This window comes from Microbacterium sp. MYb54 (genome assembly GCF_002979515.1).
Classification (GTDB): Bacteria; Actinomycetota; Actinomycetes; order Actinomycetales; family Microbacteriaceae; genus Microbacterium.
The window spans coordinates 1-17,134 of the sequence record NZ_PCPA01000026.1 but is presented as its reverse complement, the minus strand read 5'-3'; the positions used below and the strand labels follow the sequence as shown (position 1 = coordinate 17,134).

Sequence of the window (17,134 nt, the reverse complement as noted above, 5' to 3'; positions counted from 1 at the left end):
GTCTGAGGTGGAGGCAGGATTCGAACCTGCGTGCACGGTCTTGCGGACCGCGACCTGGCCACTCGGTCACTCCACCGGGTCGGATGCGTTCAGCGCCGCGGCGGTGAGTATCCGTTCAGGAACACACCGAAACGTTGAATCGCGTCGGTGAGCACATCGGACTCCGGAAGGAACGCGATCCGGAGGTGGTCGGGGGTGTTGAGGTTGAATGCCCTGCCGTGCACGAGCAGGATCCGCTCCGCGTCGAGAAAGTCGAGCACCAGCCGCTCGTCGTCGTCGATGCGGTGCACGTTGGGATCCAGGCGCGGAAAGAGATAGAGGCCGCCACCGGCCGGCTGCGTGTCGACGCCCGCAATCGCATCGAGGGCGGCGAGCGCAGCATCCCGTTGCCGCGTGAGCCGGCCGTCTGGTGCGACCAGGGCGTCGAGCGAGGTGTCCTGCGTCAACGCCGCCGTGATGGCGTGCTGCGCCGGCACCGACGCGCACATCCGCATCGAAGCCAGCAGGCGCACGCCGGAGAGGAACGGGTCGTCGCGGTGGAAGCCGGTCGTCGTCATCCACGCGGCACGGTATCCCGCGACGCGGTGCGTCTTGGAGAGTCCGGCGAATGTGACGCATGGGACATCGGGCGCGACCTGCGCCATCGAGACGTGCTCGCACCCGGGGTAGACGACACGATCGTAGATCTCGTCCGAGAGCAGGAGGAGCCCGTGACGTCTGGCGAGCTCGGCGATCTGCTCGAGCACCGCGCGTCCGTAGACCGCGCCGGTCGGGTTGTTCGGGTTGATGACGACGATCGCCACGGTGCGCGGACCGATCAGCGACTCCATGGCAGCCAGATCCGGCGTCCAGCCGTCAGACTCGACGCAGGGATAGTGCACGGCTCGGCCACCGGCCAGCACCGTCGACGCCGTCCAGAGCGGATAGTCCGGACTCGGGATCAGCACTTCGTCGCCCTGCTCGATCAACGCCTGCAGAGTCAGACCGACGAGCTCGGAGACGCCGTTGCCGACCGTGATGTCGTCGATCCCGAGAGCGGGAAAACCGGCACGAAGCGCGTAATGCCCGCTGATCGCCTCTCGGGTCTCCGGAAGACCTGCGGATTCGGAGTATCCGTGTGCGTGCGGGAGGGCCGACCTGAGCGCCTCGACGATGGCATCCGGAGCCTCGAATCCGAACGGTGCTGGGTTGCCGATGTTGAGACGGAGGATGGATTCTCCGCGCTTCTCCAGTTCAGCCGCGCGCTCTGCGACGGGTCCGCGCAGGTCGTAAAGCACACCCTCCAGCCGCGATGAACGTCCGATCCGATGCTCGGCGCCCCCTGGCCGAGGCGGGGTCACGCCGCTGCTCCGAAGGGACTCGCACCGCCGACGACAGCGATGAGGTCGTCGACCAGTCGCTGCATGTCGGCGTCATCGAGGTCGTGCACGGTCAGGCGCAGATGGGTCGAGCCGGGAGAAGTCGCAGGATCGATCGCGAACTCGGTGCCGGGGCGCACGAGCCATCCGCGCGGAGCGAGGCGACGGCTGACCTCGGTCGCATCTTCGCGGACGTCGACCCACACATTGAGACCGCTGTCGCTCTGCACCTGCAGCCCGTGTGCGACGAGCTTCGACACGAACATGGCGTTGCGACGCGCGTAGTGCTCTCCTGCCTCGACGATCAGCTTCTGGGTGGCTTCATCGCGAAGCATCCCCGCGGCGAGCCGCTGCATCACATGGCTCACCCACATCGTGCCGGGGCTGAGCCGCAGTGCCAGCCGGTGCGCGGTGACCGGATCGGATGCCGTCACCGCGAGGCGCATGTCGGGGCCGAGAAACTTCGACACCGAGCGCACGAGCGCCCACCGCTGGTGCGTCGGCGCGATGATGCTCGAATACGGTGTGGGGTCGAGCAGCGAGAAGTGGTCGTCTTCGATGAGCAGCACGTGCGGATGGTCGACGAGGACCTCGCGCAGCTCCAGTGCGCGCGCAGCGCTCGTGCCGACACCGGTCGGGTTGTGCGCCCGCGGCGTGCAGACGATCGCGCGTGCACCGCTCTCGAGGGCGATGCGCAGCCCTTCGACCGTCATCCCCTCCCTGTCGACGGGGATCGCCACCGGCACGTACCCGGCGAGCCGCGCGGTGTGGATGCTGGAGAGGAAGCACGGGTCTTCGAGCCCGACCCGGTCGCCCTGCACCAGGGTCTGTGCGAGCAGACGCTCGACGGCATCGACCGCTCCGGCCGTTATCGACAGGCGGAACGGGCGTGGGTGATCTGTGGCGATCCACTGCGTCGCCCACTCGGCGAGGTCGGCGTCGATCACGGATTCGCCGTACAGCACGTGCGAGGGCGTGACCGAGGCGAAGGCTGTGGCCAGGTCGGGGAGGTGCGCGGCGTCGGGGTTGCCGCTGCCGATGTCGCGCAGCACCGACCCGGGCGTGAACCCCTCGTCGGGGTTCTGCTCCGGGCCGAGCACGGTGGTGCCGGTGCGGCCGCCCGTGACGGCGATCCGCGCGGTGACCAGCGAACGGTAGGCGGCCAGCACCGTGTTGCGATTGACGCCGAGGCGGGCGGCAAGGGAGCGCACCGAGGGAAGCTGGTCGCCGGGTGCGTATGCCCCACGCTCGACGAGGTCGCGCACACTCTCGGAGATCTCTGCTGCAGTCGACCCGGAGATGCCGGCCGAGACGTCTTCGCGATCGGTTGCCTGAGCCATGATTCGACCGTATTCGATCTTTTGACCTATGTCAAAGATTCACGCAGCTTTTCATGGCGATCCGGGGGTGCGCGTCGGAGGCACGGTGCACGATGAGAGCATGACCGACGGCTATGACCCCGACTTCCTCGGAACAGGACTGCCCATCCCCCGTCCCACCCAGGTCGTCCGCCCGCTCCCCTACCCGCGTTTCACAGTGCTACTCGATCCCAAGCGGCGGCTCGCGGCGGTGACAGCGGTGAACATCGACGGTGCCGGCCTGCAGAACCTGCCGCGCACCGGGGAGTGGCGACTCGACGAGCGGGTCGCCGATGAAGAGCAGACCGGACCCGATGTCTACGCGCGGAACGACCTCGACCGCGGTCACCTCGTGCGCCGACGCGACCCGGGATGGGGCTCGGTCGCGGATGCGCGCCTGGCGAGCGAAGCGACCTTCTTCTACCCCAACGCCGCACCCCAGGCCGCCGGCTTCAACCAATCCAAGGAGCTCTGGCTCGGCCTCGAAGACCATGTGCTCACCTACGCGGAGACGACCGATCAGCGGGTGTGCGTGTTCACGGCCCCTGTCCTCGCGGAGGACGACCCCGCGTATCGCGGCATCCGGGTGCCGCTGCGCTTCTGGAAGATCGCCGCCTGGCGGAGTCAGGATGCCCTCGCCGCCGCCGGCTTCGTGCTCGATCAGTCCGAGCTGATCGACACCGGCGGCGAGACGATAGCCGTCCCGCCACTCGGAGCCTTCCGCACGTTCCAGGTGCCGATCGCCGACATCGCGGCTCTGACGGGTATCGACTTCGGCGCACTGGCCGAGGCCGACATGCTCGTGCGACCGGGCGCTCGCGAGTCCGAATGGCGGACCCTCGGCACTGCGGATGACATCGTGCTGTGATTCGAGCCGTCCGGGGGCACACTGGATCGATGGAGTTCAGCGGACACCTCCCCCCAGACGCCCCCGACCCGAGCATCGAGTCAGAGGCCCGAGTGCGAAGCCTTCGGTTCCCCGTGTTCGAGCTCAGACCACAGCGGACACTCACCCGCGTGCCGATCGCCGGGTTCATGGAGAGCACCGGTGCGGCGGGACTCGAAGAGGTGTCGACGTCGTTCAGCTACACGCTGTGGCGCTATCCCGACGACCACGCCGATCCGCGCAACGAGGTCGAGCTGGATGAGGCGACGAGGCGTTCCCTCGAAGAAGAGCCTCCGTGGGAACGCCCCGCCTGGCTGATCGAGCAGGTGAAGATGTTCCGGTACCCGATGCTGTGGGAGGCGATCCGCACCTCCTGGCATGCTTCCCCTGACCCCGAGCGGAGCTCCCTCTCCGAGCAGCTCGTCGCCCACACCAACCACATCCTGCGCAACCAGTTCCGCGAGGAGCTCTGCCTCTCGCCCGACCCGCGGTTCGACGCCGATGAGGCATGGGAAGCCACGACCACCGCGGTATCGCACGCCTCGCTCGACGTCGACGGGGAGGATCACCCCGCCCTGCAGATCGACACCGACCCGTTCGTCTACAGCATCGGATTCCGCGTCGACGAACAGGTCGTGTGCACGATGGTCATTCCGCGGGACGCGCTGCCCGTGGTCGACCTCGCCGTCACGTGCTTCGCGCCGCGCCCTCAGACTCCGGCGCGCACCGACTCCAGCGACGGGTAGTCGCTGTAGCCCTCCGCGGTGCGACCGTAGAACAGCTCCGGCCGCGGATCGTTGAGCTCGGCTCCCTGGATCCAGCGCTCGACCAGGTCGGGGTTGGCGATCACGGGGCGGCCGACGGCGACGGCATCCGCCCATCCGTCCGCGACGAGTGCCTCGGCATCTTCCCTGGTCGTCTCGAGCGTGAAGCCGGTGTTGACGATCAGCGGGGCGCCCGCCGTGCGACGGATGTGCTGCACGAGCTCTCCCGCCGGGTCGGCATTGAGGACATCGATGAACGCGAGGCCGAGCGGGGCGAACCCCTCGGCCACAGCAGTGTAGGTCGCGCGGACGTCGGCGTCGTCCTCTTCGAGCACACCCTGGATGTTGTGCTGCGGCGAGAGCCGGATGCCGGTGCGGTCGGCTCCTACTGCGGCGGCGACGGCCGCGGTGACCTCGATCGCGAAACGCGCGCGGTTCTCGGGCGATCCGCCGTATCGGTCGTCGCGGATGTTCGACACCGGAGACAGGAACTCGTGCACGAGGTAGCCGTTCGCACCGTGCACCTCGACGCCGTCGAAGCCGGCAGCGATCGCGTTGCGCGCTGCCTGGGCGAACTGCTCGACGACCTCAGGGATCTCGTCGAGGGTGAGCGCGTGGGCGACCGGCAGGTCGGCCTTGCCCTCGGGCGTGCGCGTCTGTCCGGGGGCTGCGAGCGCGCTGGGGCCGACGACGCGCGCCGCCCCGGAGATCGCGGGATGCCCCACGCGGCCGCCGTGCATGAGCTGCATGACGATCGTTCCGCCGGCGTCGTGAACCGCCTCTGTGATCGGCTTCCACGCCTCGATCTGCGCGGGCGTCACGATGCCCGGCTGCCCGGGGTACGACTTGCCCTCTGCCACCGGCCAGACGCCCTCGGAGATGATGAGCCCCTGCCCCGCGCGCTGCCGGTAGTACTCCTCCATCGTCGCGGTGGGCACACCGTCGTCGTCCGCACGGGTGCGGGTGAGGGGCGCCATGACGACGCGGTTGGACAGCTGCAGGGCGCCGAAAACGGCCGATTCGTAGAGAGTCACAGAGGGAGGTAAGGCGCGAACGGAGCGCCGTATTCCCCTCAGCTCCCCCTCAGCCGCCGAGGCCCGCGAGCAGGTCGGCGAAATGGTCGAGGTCTGCGGCGGTCCAGTTGCGCAGGCGCTCGCCGATGCGCCCCTCGTACTGGGAGCGGGCGAGCGCCACCCGCTCCTGCGCGAGGTCGGTCGCCACGAGCACGCGGGCCCTGCGGTCTTCCGGGTCGGGCACACTCTCGACGAGGCCCAGCTGCTCGAGCTGTCGCACCTGACGACTCACCGCCGATTTGTCGGTCTGCAGCCGTTCGATGATCGCACCGGCCGATGTCGCCTTGCCCGTCGCGATGGAGGTCAGCACCTGATAGCCGAGGGGCTGCAGGTCGGGGTGCACGGTGGCCGCAGCCTCGCGCCACCCGATGCGGATCCGCGCGAAGAGCCGCCCCAGCTCCTGCTCGACCCTGGTGACGGCCTGGTCGAGCTCTCCGTCTCCCAACCGGTCGGAGGAGTCGGCGGATGCCGGGGTCACGGCAGGGGCATCGGAAGGGGCGTCGGGCGAGGCGCTCATGCTCGCCAGTGTACGGCGAAGCCCCGCTGTCGATCGTGACAGCGGGGCTTCGGGTCAGACCTCTGCGAGCAGCCGGAAGACCTTGGATGCCGCATGGATCTCGTCGGGAGTCAGCTCATCGACGACGGCCCGCAGGCGCGTACCGTACTCGCGGCGGACCTCGGCGAGGGATGCACGTGCGGAGACGGTCGCCGTCAGAACGCGGAGCCGACCGTCGCGTTCGTCGGGGTGGGACTCGAGAAGCTCCAGCTCCTCCAGCATCCGCACCTGACGGCTGATGACCGACTTGTCCATCTCGAAGCGTTCGGCGAGCTCATGGGCGTTGGCGGTGCCGGCCCGATCGATGAAGGTCAGCAGCTTGTAGCCACCCACCTGCAGCTCGGGGTGAACCCTCGCCGCCGACTCCTTCCACAGCGACCTGGTCCTCGCGAAGATGAGGTTCAGGTGCGCCTGGAGGTCGCCGAGCGCGCTGTCGACATCCGTCGGCACGACCGCTGCGGAGGCCATGGTCTCAGCGCTCCCCGTCCTGCTCCTCGGGCTTGCGCTCACGCTCGAGCACGGTCACCGAGCCCGTCGTGGGAGCGGGTCCCACACCCTCGAGCCGGATGGTTCCGGTCGAGAGCGAGCCGCCGACCTCGGCCTCGGCGACCTCGATCACCGATTCCTCGGCCTGCTCGAGCATCTGCTCTGCGGCGTTCTTCGTCGACAGCGGCTTGTTCTTGATGAACGCGATCGCGATGATGGCGAGGACGGCGAGCGGGATCGCGATGATGAACGAGTCCGCGATGCCGTGACCGTACGCGCTCTCCACGATCGCGCGGATCGTGTCGGGCAGCTGTGCGACCTTCGGCACGTCGCCCGATGCGAGGTGCTGCAGCGCGTCGATCTCATCCGGTGTCGTCGGCGTGAATCCCTTGAGGGCGTCGGTCATGTAGGTGGCGACGCTGGTCGACAGCAGGGATCCCATGACGGTGACGCCGATGGTGCCGGCGATCGTGCGGAAGAAGTTCACGTTCGACGAGGCGGCACCCAGCTGCTGGGGCGCGGTGTCGTTCTGCACGATGAGCGTGAGGTTCTGCATGACCATGCCGAGGCCTGCGCCGAGCACGAACATGTAGACGGCGACCAGCGGGAACGGAGTGTCGTAGCGGAGGGTGGCCATCAGGCTGACGCCGATGGTCGCGAGGACCGAGCCGGTGAGCATCCAGCCCTTCCACTTGCCGAAGCGACTCACGAGCTGGCCGATGATGATCGACGCACCCATCTGGCCGATGATCATCGGGATGGTCATGAGGCCGGACTCGGTGGGCGTGGCGCCACGGGCGAGCTGGAAGTACTGTGCGAGGAACACCGAGGTGGCGAACATCGAGACACCGATGGCGATCGAGGCGATCACGGACAGGGTGAAGGTGCGGTTGCGGAACAGCGACATCGGCACGATCGGTTCCTTGACGAAGAACTCGACCGTGATGAACGCGGCGATCGCGACGCCTGCGGTGACGGCGAGCATGATGCTGGTCGAGGAGTCCCAATCGAACTGGTTGCCACCCATCGAGACCCAGATGAGAAGGGTCGAGACGCCGACGGCCAGAAGCACGATGCCGAAGTAGTCGATCGACACCTTGGTGTCGCGCTGGGGCTTGGGCAGGTGCAGCGTGAACTGCAGCAGCACGAGGGCGAGGATCGCGAAAGGCACGCCGACGAAGAAGTTGGAGCGCCAGCCCCAGACGTCCGTGAGGAGTCCGCCGAGCAGCGGGCCGCCGATGGTGCCGAGGGCCATGATGCCACCGACGACGCCCATGTACTTGCCACGCTCACGCGGGGAGATGATGAGGGCGACGGCGATCATGACGAGCGACATCAGGCCGCCGACGCCGATGCCCTGGATGACGCGGACAGCGATGAGCATGTTCGTGTCGGTCGAGAAGCCGGCGATCACGGTACCGACCGTGAAGAGGATGAGGGAGATCTGGACGAGCACCTTGCGGTCGACGAGGTCGGCAAGCTTGCCCCAGATGGGGGTCGAGACGGCCGTCGCCAGAAGGCTCGCGGTGATCACCCAGGTGTACTGGGACTGGGTGCCGCCGAGGTCGGCGATGATGACCGGCATCGAGGTCGACACGACCGTGCCCGAGAGCACGGCGACGAACATGCCGACGACGAGGCCGGAGATCGCGGTGAAGACCTCGCGTGCCGAGCGCGTCGTCTCGGGGGCTGAGGATGGGGTGTTTGTCACGGGGGAACGCTCCTGCGTAGAAAGTTGATCGAGGTCAACCATACGCCGTTAGTTGCGAAAGCGCAACTAAACCCGATTCGCTCCCGATCCGCGCCTCACTCCGCCAATCTCGCGGCGATCTCGTCGACGCTCAGCGCCGTCTCGATGATCGCTACGCTGCGTCTGGTCGGCAGGGCGGACGAGTCGGACTGCAGCAGCCGGATGCCCGCCCTCAACCGCTCGACCGCGGGAATCGCGGGATCGGCGAGCCAGTCCCGGAGCGTGACCCGGACGGCGGCGACGATGGACGCCGACAGCATCTCCGCCTCGAGGGACGTGGTGTCCCCCTGGGGCTGGGTGAGGAACTCCGCGAGAGTGGACTGGTAGAGCAGGAACCAACTGCTCTCCTCGGCGACCAGGGCATCGTCGGAGTTCACGATCGCGGCACGGACCACCGCATCGGAGTGCACCGCGGTGAGACCCTCCAGAACGAGTTGGGCGGCCTCGGCCGCTCGCGCGAGCGTGCGGTCTCCGTCGCTGCGCAGAAGGTAGCCGCACACCTCGTCGTAGTACACGCCGTGATCGGACGAGACCACCTGATGCTTGCCCGCGAAGAGACGGAAGAAGGTGCGGCGCGAGATCCCCACCCTGGCGACGATGTCATCGACCGTCACCTCGGAGAAGCCCGCGTTCGACATGAGGTCGACGGCGGCCCGACGGACCGCGGTGCGGTCGGCCACCTGTCCGTTCTCATACCCGTCGTCCGGACCCTTGACGGGACGGATGATCAGAACCATGGAGCCCCCTCTCGCAGCCAGGTCTCAGTATGCCACCGCGGTTTCCGGAGAGCCCTGCCCGAGACGGGGCTCTCCGGCACGATCAGACGGACTGGATGACGCGGTGCCGGTCTTCCCACGACCGGCTGCCGACACCGCTCGTGGGCGCCAGCCGATCGAACGCGTGCGGTACTCCCGGCCGCACATGCAGCTCGGTGGAGACGCCTGCACGTACGAGCCCGAGAGCATAGGCGAGACTCTCGTCGCGGAAGATGTCGAGCTCCCCCACGTCGATGAAGGCCGGGGCGAGCCCCTCGAAGTCCGTGAGCCGGGCCGGCGCGGAGCGGGGTGTCACGGCATCCGTCCCGCGCGCATCGCCGAGCAGGGCGTTCCATCCGGTGAAGTTGTTGTCGTAGGTCCACGTGGCGAACGGCTGGATCTCGGGATCGGGGATGACGTTCCGGTCGTCGAGCATCGGGTAGATCAGGATCTGCTTCGCGAGGGCGATCCCGGCATCACGGGCCGCGATGGCGACGCCGGCGGCGACGCCTCCCCCACCCGAGTCGCCCATCACCGCGATACGCGTCGGATCCACACCGAACTCGTCGGCACGCTCGACGAACCAGCGCAGCGCGGCGAAGCTGTCGTCGATCAGCGTGGTGCCGGGGAACTCCGGCGACACCCGATAGTCGATCGACAGGAAAGGCACTCCGGTCACCTCGACATACTTGGCCACGAGTCGGTCATAGCTCGCCAGCGAACCGCAGATCATCCCCCCGCCGTGCATGTAGACGACAGCAGAGCGCGTCTGCTGCCCGGTACGGCGATACCACCGCACGAGGATCCGGGAGCCGTCGGCGGTCTCGACGAAGTGATCGGCTCGCGTGACGTTCGGCGACTCGGGCTCGATGAGGTTCATCTGCTCCAGTCCCGCATTCGCGGCATCACGGAGCCCGATGGCGTCGCCGCGGTCCGTCGGCGTCGCCGCGGGAGCATCGGCGAGAGCTGCGAACAGGACAGCGATCTCTGGGTCCAAGGTGAGGGGCATCATTGCCACCAATCTCCACGCCAGCGTGGCTAGAAACGAAGTGCCATCATCTTGGCACTACGTGCCAGCAATGACAAGCCCCGACCTCGCGGCGCGTGGATCTTCTCCCCGGGGGAGCCGAGGAGTACCTTGTCAGCGTGTCGACTGATTCGAGGAGCGGACGGGCGCCCGGCGCCCCGGCATCCCTCGACGCGGCCATCGGCGACGTCGATTGGACAGTCCCTCCGGAAGGTTCGGTGAGGTCGTGGTTCTCGGCTCCGAGCGGAGACCTCGCCGTCGTCTCGCTGGGCGATCCGGCGCAGCCACGCGTGGTCCTGGTGCCGGGGGCGACGGGCTCCAAAGAGGATTTCGCCCTGATGCTGCCGCTACTGGCACGGGCTGGCTACTTCGTGCAGTCGTTCGACATCGCCGGGCAGTACGAGTCGCACGCAGCAGGGGCGAACTCTGCGTATACCTACGAGCTGTTCGTCGCCGACCTCATCGCATTCCTCGACGCAGGCGCCCCGGCGCATCTGCTGGGTTACTCGTTCGCCGGCATCGTCGCTCAGTTGGTCGCCATCCGCCGCCCCGACCTCGTCCGCTCCCTCACGCTGCTGACCACTCCCCCGGGCTCGGGCAATGTCTTCGCGAGTATGAAGTGGCTGGGCCCGCTCGCCCCGATCACCACCCCTCACCGCGGAGCCGGCCTCATGATCTGGGGGATCGTGACGAACAAGAACCGGGTCCCCCCTCGGCGGCTCGAGTTCGTGCGCTCCCGGTTCGCGCTCACGAGCCGGCGCAGCGTCGACGAGATCGTCGGCCTGATGATGGTCGCGCCCGATCTGCGCAGCCGTGTGCGAACCCTGCCGATCCCCAAGCTCGTCGTCGCCGGCTCGCACGATCTGTGGCCGCTCGCCGCCCACGCACGATTCGCCCACGACATCGATGCGGAGTTCCGCGCGTACCCGACAGGGCACAGCCCGAGCGAGACGACACCGCATCAGCTGACCGCAGACCTGCTCGATCTCTACTCGCGGGCTCGCGCCTGAATCACGCGCCGAGCACCGGCCGCGTCACTGACCGACCGACGACCGGTCGGCCTCGCGGCGTGCCTGCCGCCGCCGATGCAGGGGCTCCTCCGCCAGATGCAGCCGCACGGTCGGCACCACGTAGCTCAACCGCCGTCGAAGCGACGCCCAGTCCTGGAACGGCCGCGCCGACACCTCGACGACGAGATCCCGATCCCTCAGCACCGTCATCCCCGGCCGGATGTGGAACGACAGGTCGAAGTCGTCATGGATGTTCGTCTGCTCGCGGTGCACCTCGGCGCTCAGCGTCCGCCAGGCGGAGGCACGCATCGCCATGTTCGATCCGTAGAGGGGCGCGTGCCCGAGCACAGGAGCCATCGACGCATACATGCCGCCGATGTAGAGGTGCTCCCCCATCCAGTGCACCAACGGGGTCGAGCCGTAGAAGCGCGGCTCTCCGGTGACGAAATCGACGTCTTCGCGGGTGCGGAAGGTGCGCTCGATCCGCGCGAGCCAGTCCGGTGCCGGCCGAGAGTCGGCGTCGAGCCGTGCGATGATGTCGCCGGTCGCCGCGTCGTAGCCGGCCGCGGATGCTCGGGGAATCCCCTGGATCGGCTCGCTCACGACCCGTGCACCGAACCTCTCGGCGACGGCGACCGTGTCATCGCTGCTGCCGTTGTCGACGATGACGATCTCGTCGGGCTGCCGGGTCTGCCGGGCGAGGGCGCCCAGACACACCTCCAGCAGGCGTGCATCATTACGCACCGGGATCACCACGGAGACGGAACGCGGGAACACGGTCGTCATCGTTCTCCTCTTTGTGCAGCTCAGCACTCACGCACAGTCTCCACCGTGCGCGGTCATCGGAGGCGATTGAGCGAGGATGGTCGCCGACATCGACACGCGCTCATCCGTTCCGGCGCATCCGCTCCACTGGGAGAATCGATCCATGACGGATTCCTTCGAGACGCTGATCGAGGCCGGAAACACTGCAGACGTCACCGGGTGGGACTTCGCCTGGCTGGACGGCCGTGCAACGGAAGAACGCCCGCCCTGGGGCTATGCCCGCCTGCTGTCCGACCGTCTCGTCGCGGCCTCGGCGTCACTCGACATCCAGACCGGCGGTGGTGAGGTCCTGGCCGAAGCAGCGGCTATTCCGCCGACCGCCGCGGCGACCGAGTCGTGGCCCCCGAACGTCCTCCGCGCGACGCAGCTACTCCGCCCCCGGGGCGTGGTGGTCGTCGCCGATCCGGACGAGCCACCCCTGCCGTTCGCGGATGAGGCCTTCGACCTGGTCACCAGCAGGCATCCCGCGACGATCTGGTGGTCGGAGATCACCAGGGTGCTCGAACCCGGCGGCACGTACTTCGCCCAGCACGTCGGACCGGCGAGCGCGTTCGAGCTCATCGAGTTCTTCCTGGGGCCGCAGCCCGAGGCGCGTCGCGGCCGTCACTCCGATGACGAGGTCGCCGCCGCCGAAGCTGCCGGCCTCGAGATCGTCGACCTGCGCACGGCGCGACTCCGCATCGAGATCCGGGATGTCGCTGCAGCCGTCTATCTCCTGCGCAAGGTGATCTGGTGGGTGCCCGGGTTCACGGTCGAGAACAGTCGCGACCGGCTTCGAGCCCTGCACGAACTCATCCAGGAGGACGGGCCGTTCATCGCCCACTCAACCCGTCACCTCATCGAGGCCCGCCGCCCGTAACGAGCAACCGGCCTCGATTCCCCCGGCACCTAGTACACGGTCCCCATCGCCTCGCGCACCTCGTCGAGGGTCGCATCCGCGATCTCGCGGGCGTGTTCGTTGCCGCGCCGGAGGATGGAGCGCACGAGCTCCTCATCCGCGGCGAAGCTTCGACGCCGTTCCCGCAGGGGCGCCAGGAAGTCGTTCACCGCCGTTGCAGTCACCGCTTTCAGCTCGCCGCTACCACCGTCGCCGATGTCGTCCGCCAATTCCTCCGGCGTGACATCCAGGCACAGGGCGGCCGTCGACAGCAGCGCAGAGACACCCGGCCGTCGCTCCGGATCGAACGTGATCCGCCGGTCCTGGTCCGTTCGCGTCCGGCGAATCGTGGCGACCGTCTCATCCGCCGTCATCGACAGGGCGATCGCGTTGCCGTAGCTCTTCGACATCTTCCTGCCGTCCAGTCCTGGCACCTCGGGAGTCGAGGTGATCAGCGCATCCGGAACGGGGAAGATCGGGGCGTAGCGCTCGTTGAACCTCCGGGCGATCACGCGCGTCATCTCCACGTGCGGCAGGTTGTCCTTCCCCACCGGCACGAGGTTGCCCTTGCAGAACAGGATGTCGGCGGCCTGATGCACCGGATAGGTGAGCAGCAGCCCGCTCAGCGCCCGTCCCGACGCCTCCAGCTCCGACTTGACCGTCGGGTTCCGGTGCAGCTCCGCTTCGGTGACGAGGCTGAGGAACGGCAGCAGCAGCTGGTTCAGGGCCGGGATCGACGAATGCGTGAAGATCGTCGTGCGCGCAGGATCGATCCCGGCGGCGAGGTAGTCGAGCACGGCGCCGTACACGTTCTCGCGCACGTGCGCCGTCGTGTCCCGGTCGGTGATGACCTGGTAGTCGGCGAGCACGAGGAACGTCTCGACCCCGGCGTCCTGCAGCCGCACCCGCTCCCGGATGGTGCCGAAGTAATGCCCGAGGTGAAGGGGCCCCGTCGGCCGTTCGCCCGTGAGCACGCGGAACCTCTCCGGGTTCCGGGCCACGGCATCGGCGACCTCCATCGATCGCTGCGCGGTCGCGGTGAACGAATCCATCTGTCTCTCCCAAGAATCGGGAGCCGCACGGAGTTCTCGGGTGCTGTCACGAACTGCCGTGCAGCCCGTGAACATGCTTCAACCGGCTGCTATCGCAGCCACCACCATGCGGAGCGGTTGAACCTCATGGAACAGATGTTACGCCCACCGCGACCGCGGGGATCACGGCGTGAGCCGGTGCAGGTCGCGCGGGAAGAGGGTCACCTCCCGGATGTTGGACGCCTCGATGAGCCGCGACACCCAGCGCTCCAGACCGATGGCGAACCCTCCGTGCGGCGGCATGCCGTGCGCGAAGGCCGAGAGGTAGGACTCGTAGGCGTCGGGCGACTCCCCCCGCGCCTCGATGGCCGCGACGTAGTCGGAGTGACGGTGCAATCGCTGTCCACCGGTCACGAGCTCGAGGCCGCGGAAGATCAGGTCGAAGCTGTTGCTCCACCGCGGGTCGTCGGGCTGAGGGTGGGTGTAGAAGGGCCGCTTGCGCATGGGATACCCCTCCACGGCGAGCACGTCGCTGCCGTACCGCTCCTTGGCCCACTCGCCGAGGGCACGCTCGTGCGCCGGCGCCAGGTCGGGCTCGTCGTCCGGGGCGCCGACCCGCCGCAGTGCGTCCTGGAAGTGGATCACCGGGATCTCGTCGGGGATCGACGGCAGTGCGAATCCGAGGCGCTCCACCGCGTCGCCGCTCTCGGTGCGGATGCCGTCGAGCATGCCGAGCAGGACCCGGTGCAGCAGCGTGAGCACATCGCGGTGGTCACGGATGAAGCCGAGCTCGGCGTCGAGCGACACGTACTCGGCGAGGTGGCGGACCGTGTCGTGCGGTTCGGCGCGGAAGACGGGACCCGTCTCGTAGACGCGCTCGAAGACGCCGACGAGCTGCTGCTTGAAGAACTGCGGGCTCTGCGCGAGGTAGGCCGTCGTGCCGAAGTAGTCGACGGGGAACACGTTCGCCCCCGACTCGGTCACGGAGTCGACGAGCTTCGGCGTCTGGATCTCGGTGAATCCCTCGGCGTCGAGCGTGCGGCGGAAGCCGCGCAGGCTCGCTGCGGCCAGCTCCCACTTCGCACGCTGAGCGGGGTGCCGCCAGGTCACCGCCGCATGGTCGAGCACGGTGGGGAGCGCGGCGTCGAGCGTGGGCCGCCACAGCTCGACGACCGGCGTGCGTGCCGGCTCCGAGAGCAAGGTGATCTCGGGCGCCGTCACCTCGATGCCGCCGGGGGCGTGGGCGTTCGCGGTCGCCGTGCCCTCGATGCGCACGACCGTCTCCTCCCCGGGAAGACCGGCGGTCGGGAGCTGCTCGGGCCGGAACACGATCTGCGCGAGTCCCGTGCGGTCACGCAGGATCAGGAACGACACGGTGGCGAGTTCCCTGCGCCGATGCACGTGTCCCATGAGGGTGATCCGCGCGCCGGGTGGCGTGTCGGGAAGCTGAGTGGCGAGAGTGCGAGCGGGGTCGGATGACGACATGATTCCTCCAGGTGGCGAAAGCCCTGGAGGTGCGGGCGGGGGCTAGATCGCGGTGCCACCACACCTTCGCCGATCGCTCATCGGCCTCTCGTCGATACGCCGGACGCGCGGGAGCCGCCTGCCCCGGAGGGCGGAGGGTCGTCACTCCCTCGCAGCTGCCGTCGCCATCGTAACATCGCGCTCGGCCTCGCCCCCGGCGCGCGCTTCGCTCACCAGCACGGCCGCGACGCCCGCCGCGCACAGGACGAATCCGAGGAGGGTGATGGCCGTGAGCGGCTCGCCGAGCAGCAGCGCGCCCGCAGCCGCGGTCGTCGGGGCGACGAGGAAGAGCAGGGCGTTCAGGGCCGTGATGCCCACCCGACGGAGCAGCCACCAATACAGTCCGTAGGCGGCGAGAGTCGGGAAGGCCGCCGCGAATCCCGCGGCGAGCCAGAACGAGACGGATGCCGGGGGCACGAGTGCTCCGAAGATCGCGGCGATCGGCAGGAGCGCCACGGCCGTCACGGTGACGTGGATGGCCAGGGTGACCAGGGTGTCGGTCCGCGGAGCCGACCGGCGCTGGAGGAAGGTACCGATGATCAGGCACGCCATCGCCAGTGCCGGCCAGACATACGCGATCGGGTGCGCCTCGGATCCGTCGAGCTGCGATCGCACGACCAGCAGCACTCCCCCCGCCCCGACGAGGAGCCCGACCCACTGCGCGCCCCGGACGCGCAACCCCAGCAGCGGACCGACCAGGACCGCGACGATGAGGGGCTGCACGGCATCGATCAGAGCGGTCGTGCCGGTCGCGACTCCCGCCCCGATCGCCGCATAGACCGCTGCGCAGTAGCCGAACTGCGCGAAGAGGCCGATGAGCGCCTGCCGCCCGACGTCCGCCCGCGTGACGCCCCGAGCCGCCCCCGTGCTCACGACGATGATGACCAGGATCAGCGCGAGCGGCACGAATCGCCACACCAGCAGGCCCAACGGCGAGACGGCGTCAACGGAGTCGGCGGCGATCGCGGGAACGAGGAAGCCCGAGCTCCAGCTCACGACGAACGCGGCGGCGGCCAGCACCGTCACCGTGACATGAAGTACACCGATCTGTTTACTCATTTGCTCGACTATACAGGTTTGTATAGTCGAGCGGATATGATGGGGACATGGCCGTTTCCGTTCCCGAACTCGCCCCGCTCACACCGGGCGCCACCCGCGTCCTCGACGCGGCATCACGGCTCTTCTACGAACGCGGCATCCATGCGGTGGGTGTCGACACGATCGCGGAGGCGGCCGGGGTCACGAAGAAGACGCTCTACGACCGTTTCGGCTCGAAGGAGGCCCTGGTGGTCGCCTACCTGCAGCACCGCGATGCCCTGTGGCGCGCACACGTCGCCCGACACCTGGAGAGCGTGCCCGAGGCCGGCATCGAGCGGGTGCTGACCGTTTTCGACGCGGCGATCACGTGGTCCGACGAGTACAGCCCGAAAGGGTGCAGCGCGATCAACGCCAGGGCGGAGATCGGCGACGGCCACGACGGCCATCCGGTCTTCCCCGAGGTCTCCCGTCAGAAGGCGTGGCTGCTCGAGCTGTTCCTCGAGCTGTGCCGCGACGCCGGTCTCTCGGATCCCACGCTGATGTCGAAGGCCATGATGCTGCTCTACGAAGGCGCGATCGTCACGGTCGGGATGGAGACCTTCGCTGCGCCGTTCGAGGTGGCACGAGGGCTGGCACACACCACCCTGGAGCAGGACCGCCGCTGACGCCGCCCAGCGGCCGGTGCAGGACCACCGACCTCAGACGCGTGGGCGTCGACGCATCGCCAGGGCGAGCCCGGCGAGGAAGACCAGCATGCCCGCGGCCAGCACCGGCGCGATCTCCGCTCCCGTGCTGGCAAGCCCACCGGCACCCCCT

Annotated in this window: 17 protein-coding genes and 1 tRNA gene; 5 read left to right on the top strand and 13 right to left on the bottom strand. The window is 68.4% G+C overall.

The genetic code is table 11. From position 1 onward, the window contains the following. Window positions 1–5: 5 nt before the first annotated feature. The 3 genes from CQ040_RS18360 to CQ040_RS18350 form a co-directional block, all read right to left on the bottom strand. Window positions 6–76, bottom strand: a tRNA-Cys gene (locus tag CQ040_RS18360). Between the two features lie 13 nt (window positions 77–89). After that, window positions 90–1,340, bottom strand: a complete 1,251-nt coding sequence (locus CQ040_RS18355; protein ID WP_258131675.1) for an aminotransferase class I/II-fold pyridoxal phosphate-dependent enzyme — start codon at window positions 1,338–1,340, stop codon at window positions 90–92. Then, window positions 1,337–2,698: an aminotransferase class I/II-fold pyridoxal phosphate-dependent enzyme gene (locus CQ040_RS18350; RefSeq protein ID WP_105528398.1), complete on the bottom strand. Its 1,362-nt coding sequence runs from the start codon at window positions 2,696–2,698 to the stop codon at window positions 1,337–1,339. The genes CQ040_RS18355 and CQ040_RS18350 overlap by 4 nt, the downstream gene beginning before the upstream one ends. A gap of 100 nt (window positions 2,699–2,798) precedes the next feature. Here CQ040_RS18350 and CQ040_RS18345 point away from each other — a divergent pair, with 100 nt between their 5' ends. Both CQ040_RS18345 and CQ040_RS18340 read left to right on the top strand, forming a co-directional pair. After that, the gene (locus tag CQ040_RS18345) at window positions 2,799–3,584 is read left to right on the top strand and encodes a DNA/RNA non-specific endonuclease (protein WP_105528412.1); all 786 of its coding nucleotides are present in this window, start codon (window positions 2,799–2,801) and stop codon (window positions 3,582–3,584) included. Between the two features lie 29 nt (window positions 3,585–3,613). Then, window positions 3,614–4,348, top strand: a complete 735-nt coding sequence (locus tag CQ040_RS18340; RefSeq protein WP_105528399.1) for a hypothetical protein — start codon at window positions 3,614–3,616, stop codon at window positions 4,346–4,348. On the opposite strand, the gene CQ040_RS18335 is transcribed toward CQ040_RS18340, so the two are convergent. The 6 genes from CQ040_RS18335 to CQ040_RS18310 all read right to left on the bottom strand — a co-directional run bounded on the left by CQ040_RS18335 (window position 4,312) and on the right by CQ040_RS18310 (window position 9,998). After that, the gene (locus CQ040_RS18335) at window positions 4,312–5,400 is read right to left on the bottom strand and encodes an alkene reductase (protein WP_105528400.1); all 1,089 of its coding nucleotides are present in this window, start codon (window positions 5,398–5,400) and stop codon (window positions 4,312–4,314) included. The two genes, CQ040_RS18340 and CQ040_RS18335, sit on opposite strands and share 37 nt — an antisense overlap. A gap of 49 nt (window positions 5,401–5,449) precedes the next feature. Then, window positions 5,450–5,956, bottom strand: coding sequence for a MarR family winged helix-turn-helix transcriptional regulator (locus CQ040_RS18330; protein WP_105528401.1), 507 nt, complete (start codon window positions 5,954–5,956; stop codon window positions 5,450–5,452). Window positions 5,957–6,010: 54 nt separating this feature from the next. Beyond that, on the bottom strand, window positions 6,011–6,463 hold the full coding sequence (locus CQ040_RS18325) for a MarR family winged helix-turn-helix transcriptional regulator (protein WP_105528402.1): 453 nt from the start codon (window positions 6,461–6,463) through the stop codon (window positions 6,011–6,013). Between the two features lie 4 nt (window positions 6,464–6,467). After that, complete coding sequence (locus CQ040_RS18320; protein ID WP_105528403.1) at window positions 6,468–8,192, bottom strand: MDR family MFS transporter; 1,725 nt, start codon at window positions 8,190–8,192, stop codon at window positions 6,468–6,470. 95 nt (window positions 8,193–8,287) lie between these two features. Continuing rightward, a complete protein-coding gene (locus CQ040_RS18315; RefSeq protein WP_105528404.1) occupies window positions 8,288–8,968 on the bottom strand; it encodes a TetR family transcriptional regulator in 681 nt (226 codons plus the stop codon). 82 nt (window positions 8,969–9,050) lie between these two features. Further along, window positions 9,051–9,998 (bottom strand): alpha/beta hydrolase, encoded by a 948-nt coding sequence (locus CQ040_RS18310; RefSeq protein ID WP_219844751.1) that lies wholly within the window; start codon window positions 9,996–9,998, stop codon window positions 9,051–9,053. 134 nt (window positions 9,999–10,132) lie between these two features. Between CQ040_RS18310 and CQ040_RS18305 the strand changes: the two genes are divergently transcribed. Beyond that, the gene (locus CQ040_RS18305; protein ID WP_105528405.1) at window positions 10,133–11,023 is read left to right on the top strand and encodes an alpha/beta fold hydrolase; all 891 of its coding nucleotides are present in this window, start codon (window positions 10,133–10,135) and stop codon (window positions 11,021–11,023) included. A gap of 24 nt (window positions 11,024–11,047) precedes the next feature. Here the strand turns inward: CQ040_RS18305 and CQ040_RS18300 are convergent, their stop codons facing one another. Further along, on the bottom strand, window positions 11,048–11,809 hold the full coding sequence (locus CQ040_RS18300) for a glycosyltransferase family 2 protein (protein WP_105528406.1): 762 nt from the start codon (window positions 11,807–11,809) through the stop codon (window positions 11,048–11,050). A gap of 142 nt (window positions 11,810–11,951) precedes the next feature. Here CQ040_RS18300 and CQ040_RS18295 point away from each other — a divergent pair, with 142 nt between their 5' ends. Then, complete coding sequence (locus CQ040_RS18295) at window positions 11,952–12,707, top strand: methyltransferase domain-containing protein (RefSeq protein WP_105528414.1); 756 nt, start codon at window positions 11,952–11,954, stop codon at window positions 12,705–12,707. A 29-nt stretch (window positions 12,708–12,736) separates the two neighbouring features. Here the strand turns inward: CQ040_RS18295 and trpS are convergent, their stop codons facing one another. From trpS to CQ040_RS18280, 3 genes are all read right to left on the bottom strand, one after another. Then, window positions 12,737–13,777: a tryptophan--tRNA ligase gene (trpS, locus tag CQ040_RS18290; protein ID WP_105528407.1), complete on the bottom strand. Its 1,041-nt coding sequence runs from the start codon at window positions 13,775–13,777 to the stop codon at window positions 12,737–12,739. A gap of 162 nt (window positions 13,778–13,939) precedes the next feature. Further along, window positions 13,940–15,241, bottom strand: coding sequence for an aspartate--tRNA(Asn) ligase (aspS, locus tag CQ040_RS18285; protein WP_105528408.1), 1,302 nt, complete (start codon window positions 15,239–15,241; stop codon window positions 13,940–13,942). 141 nt (window positions 15,242–15,382) lie between these two features. After that, window positions 15,383–16,339, bottom strand: coding sequence for a DMT family transporter (locus CQ040_RS18280; protein ID WP_258131732.1), 957 nt, complete (start codon window positions 16,337–16,339; stop codon window positions 15,383–15,385). Between the two features lie 47 nt (window positions 16,340–16,386). On the opposite strand from CQ040_RS18280, the gene CQ040_RS18275 reads away from it, so the two are divergent. Next, complete coding sequence (locus CQ040_RS18275; RefSeq protein ID WP_105528410.1) at window positions 16,387–16,983, top strand: TetR/AcrR family transcriptional regulator; 597 nt, start codon at window positions 16,387–16,389, stop codon at window positions 16,981–16,983. The last annotated feature ends 151 nt before the right edge of the window (window positions 16,984–17,134 follow it).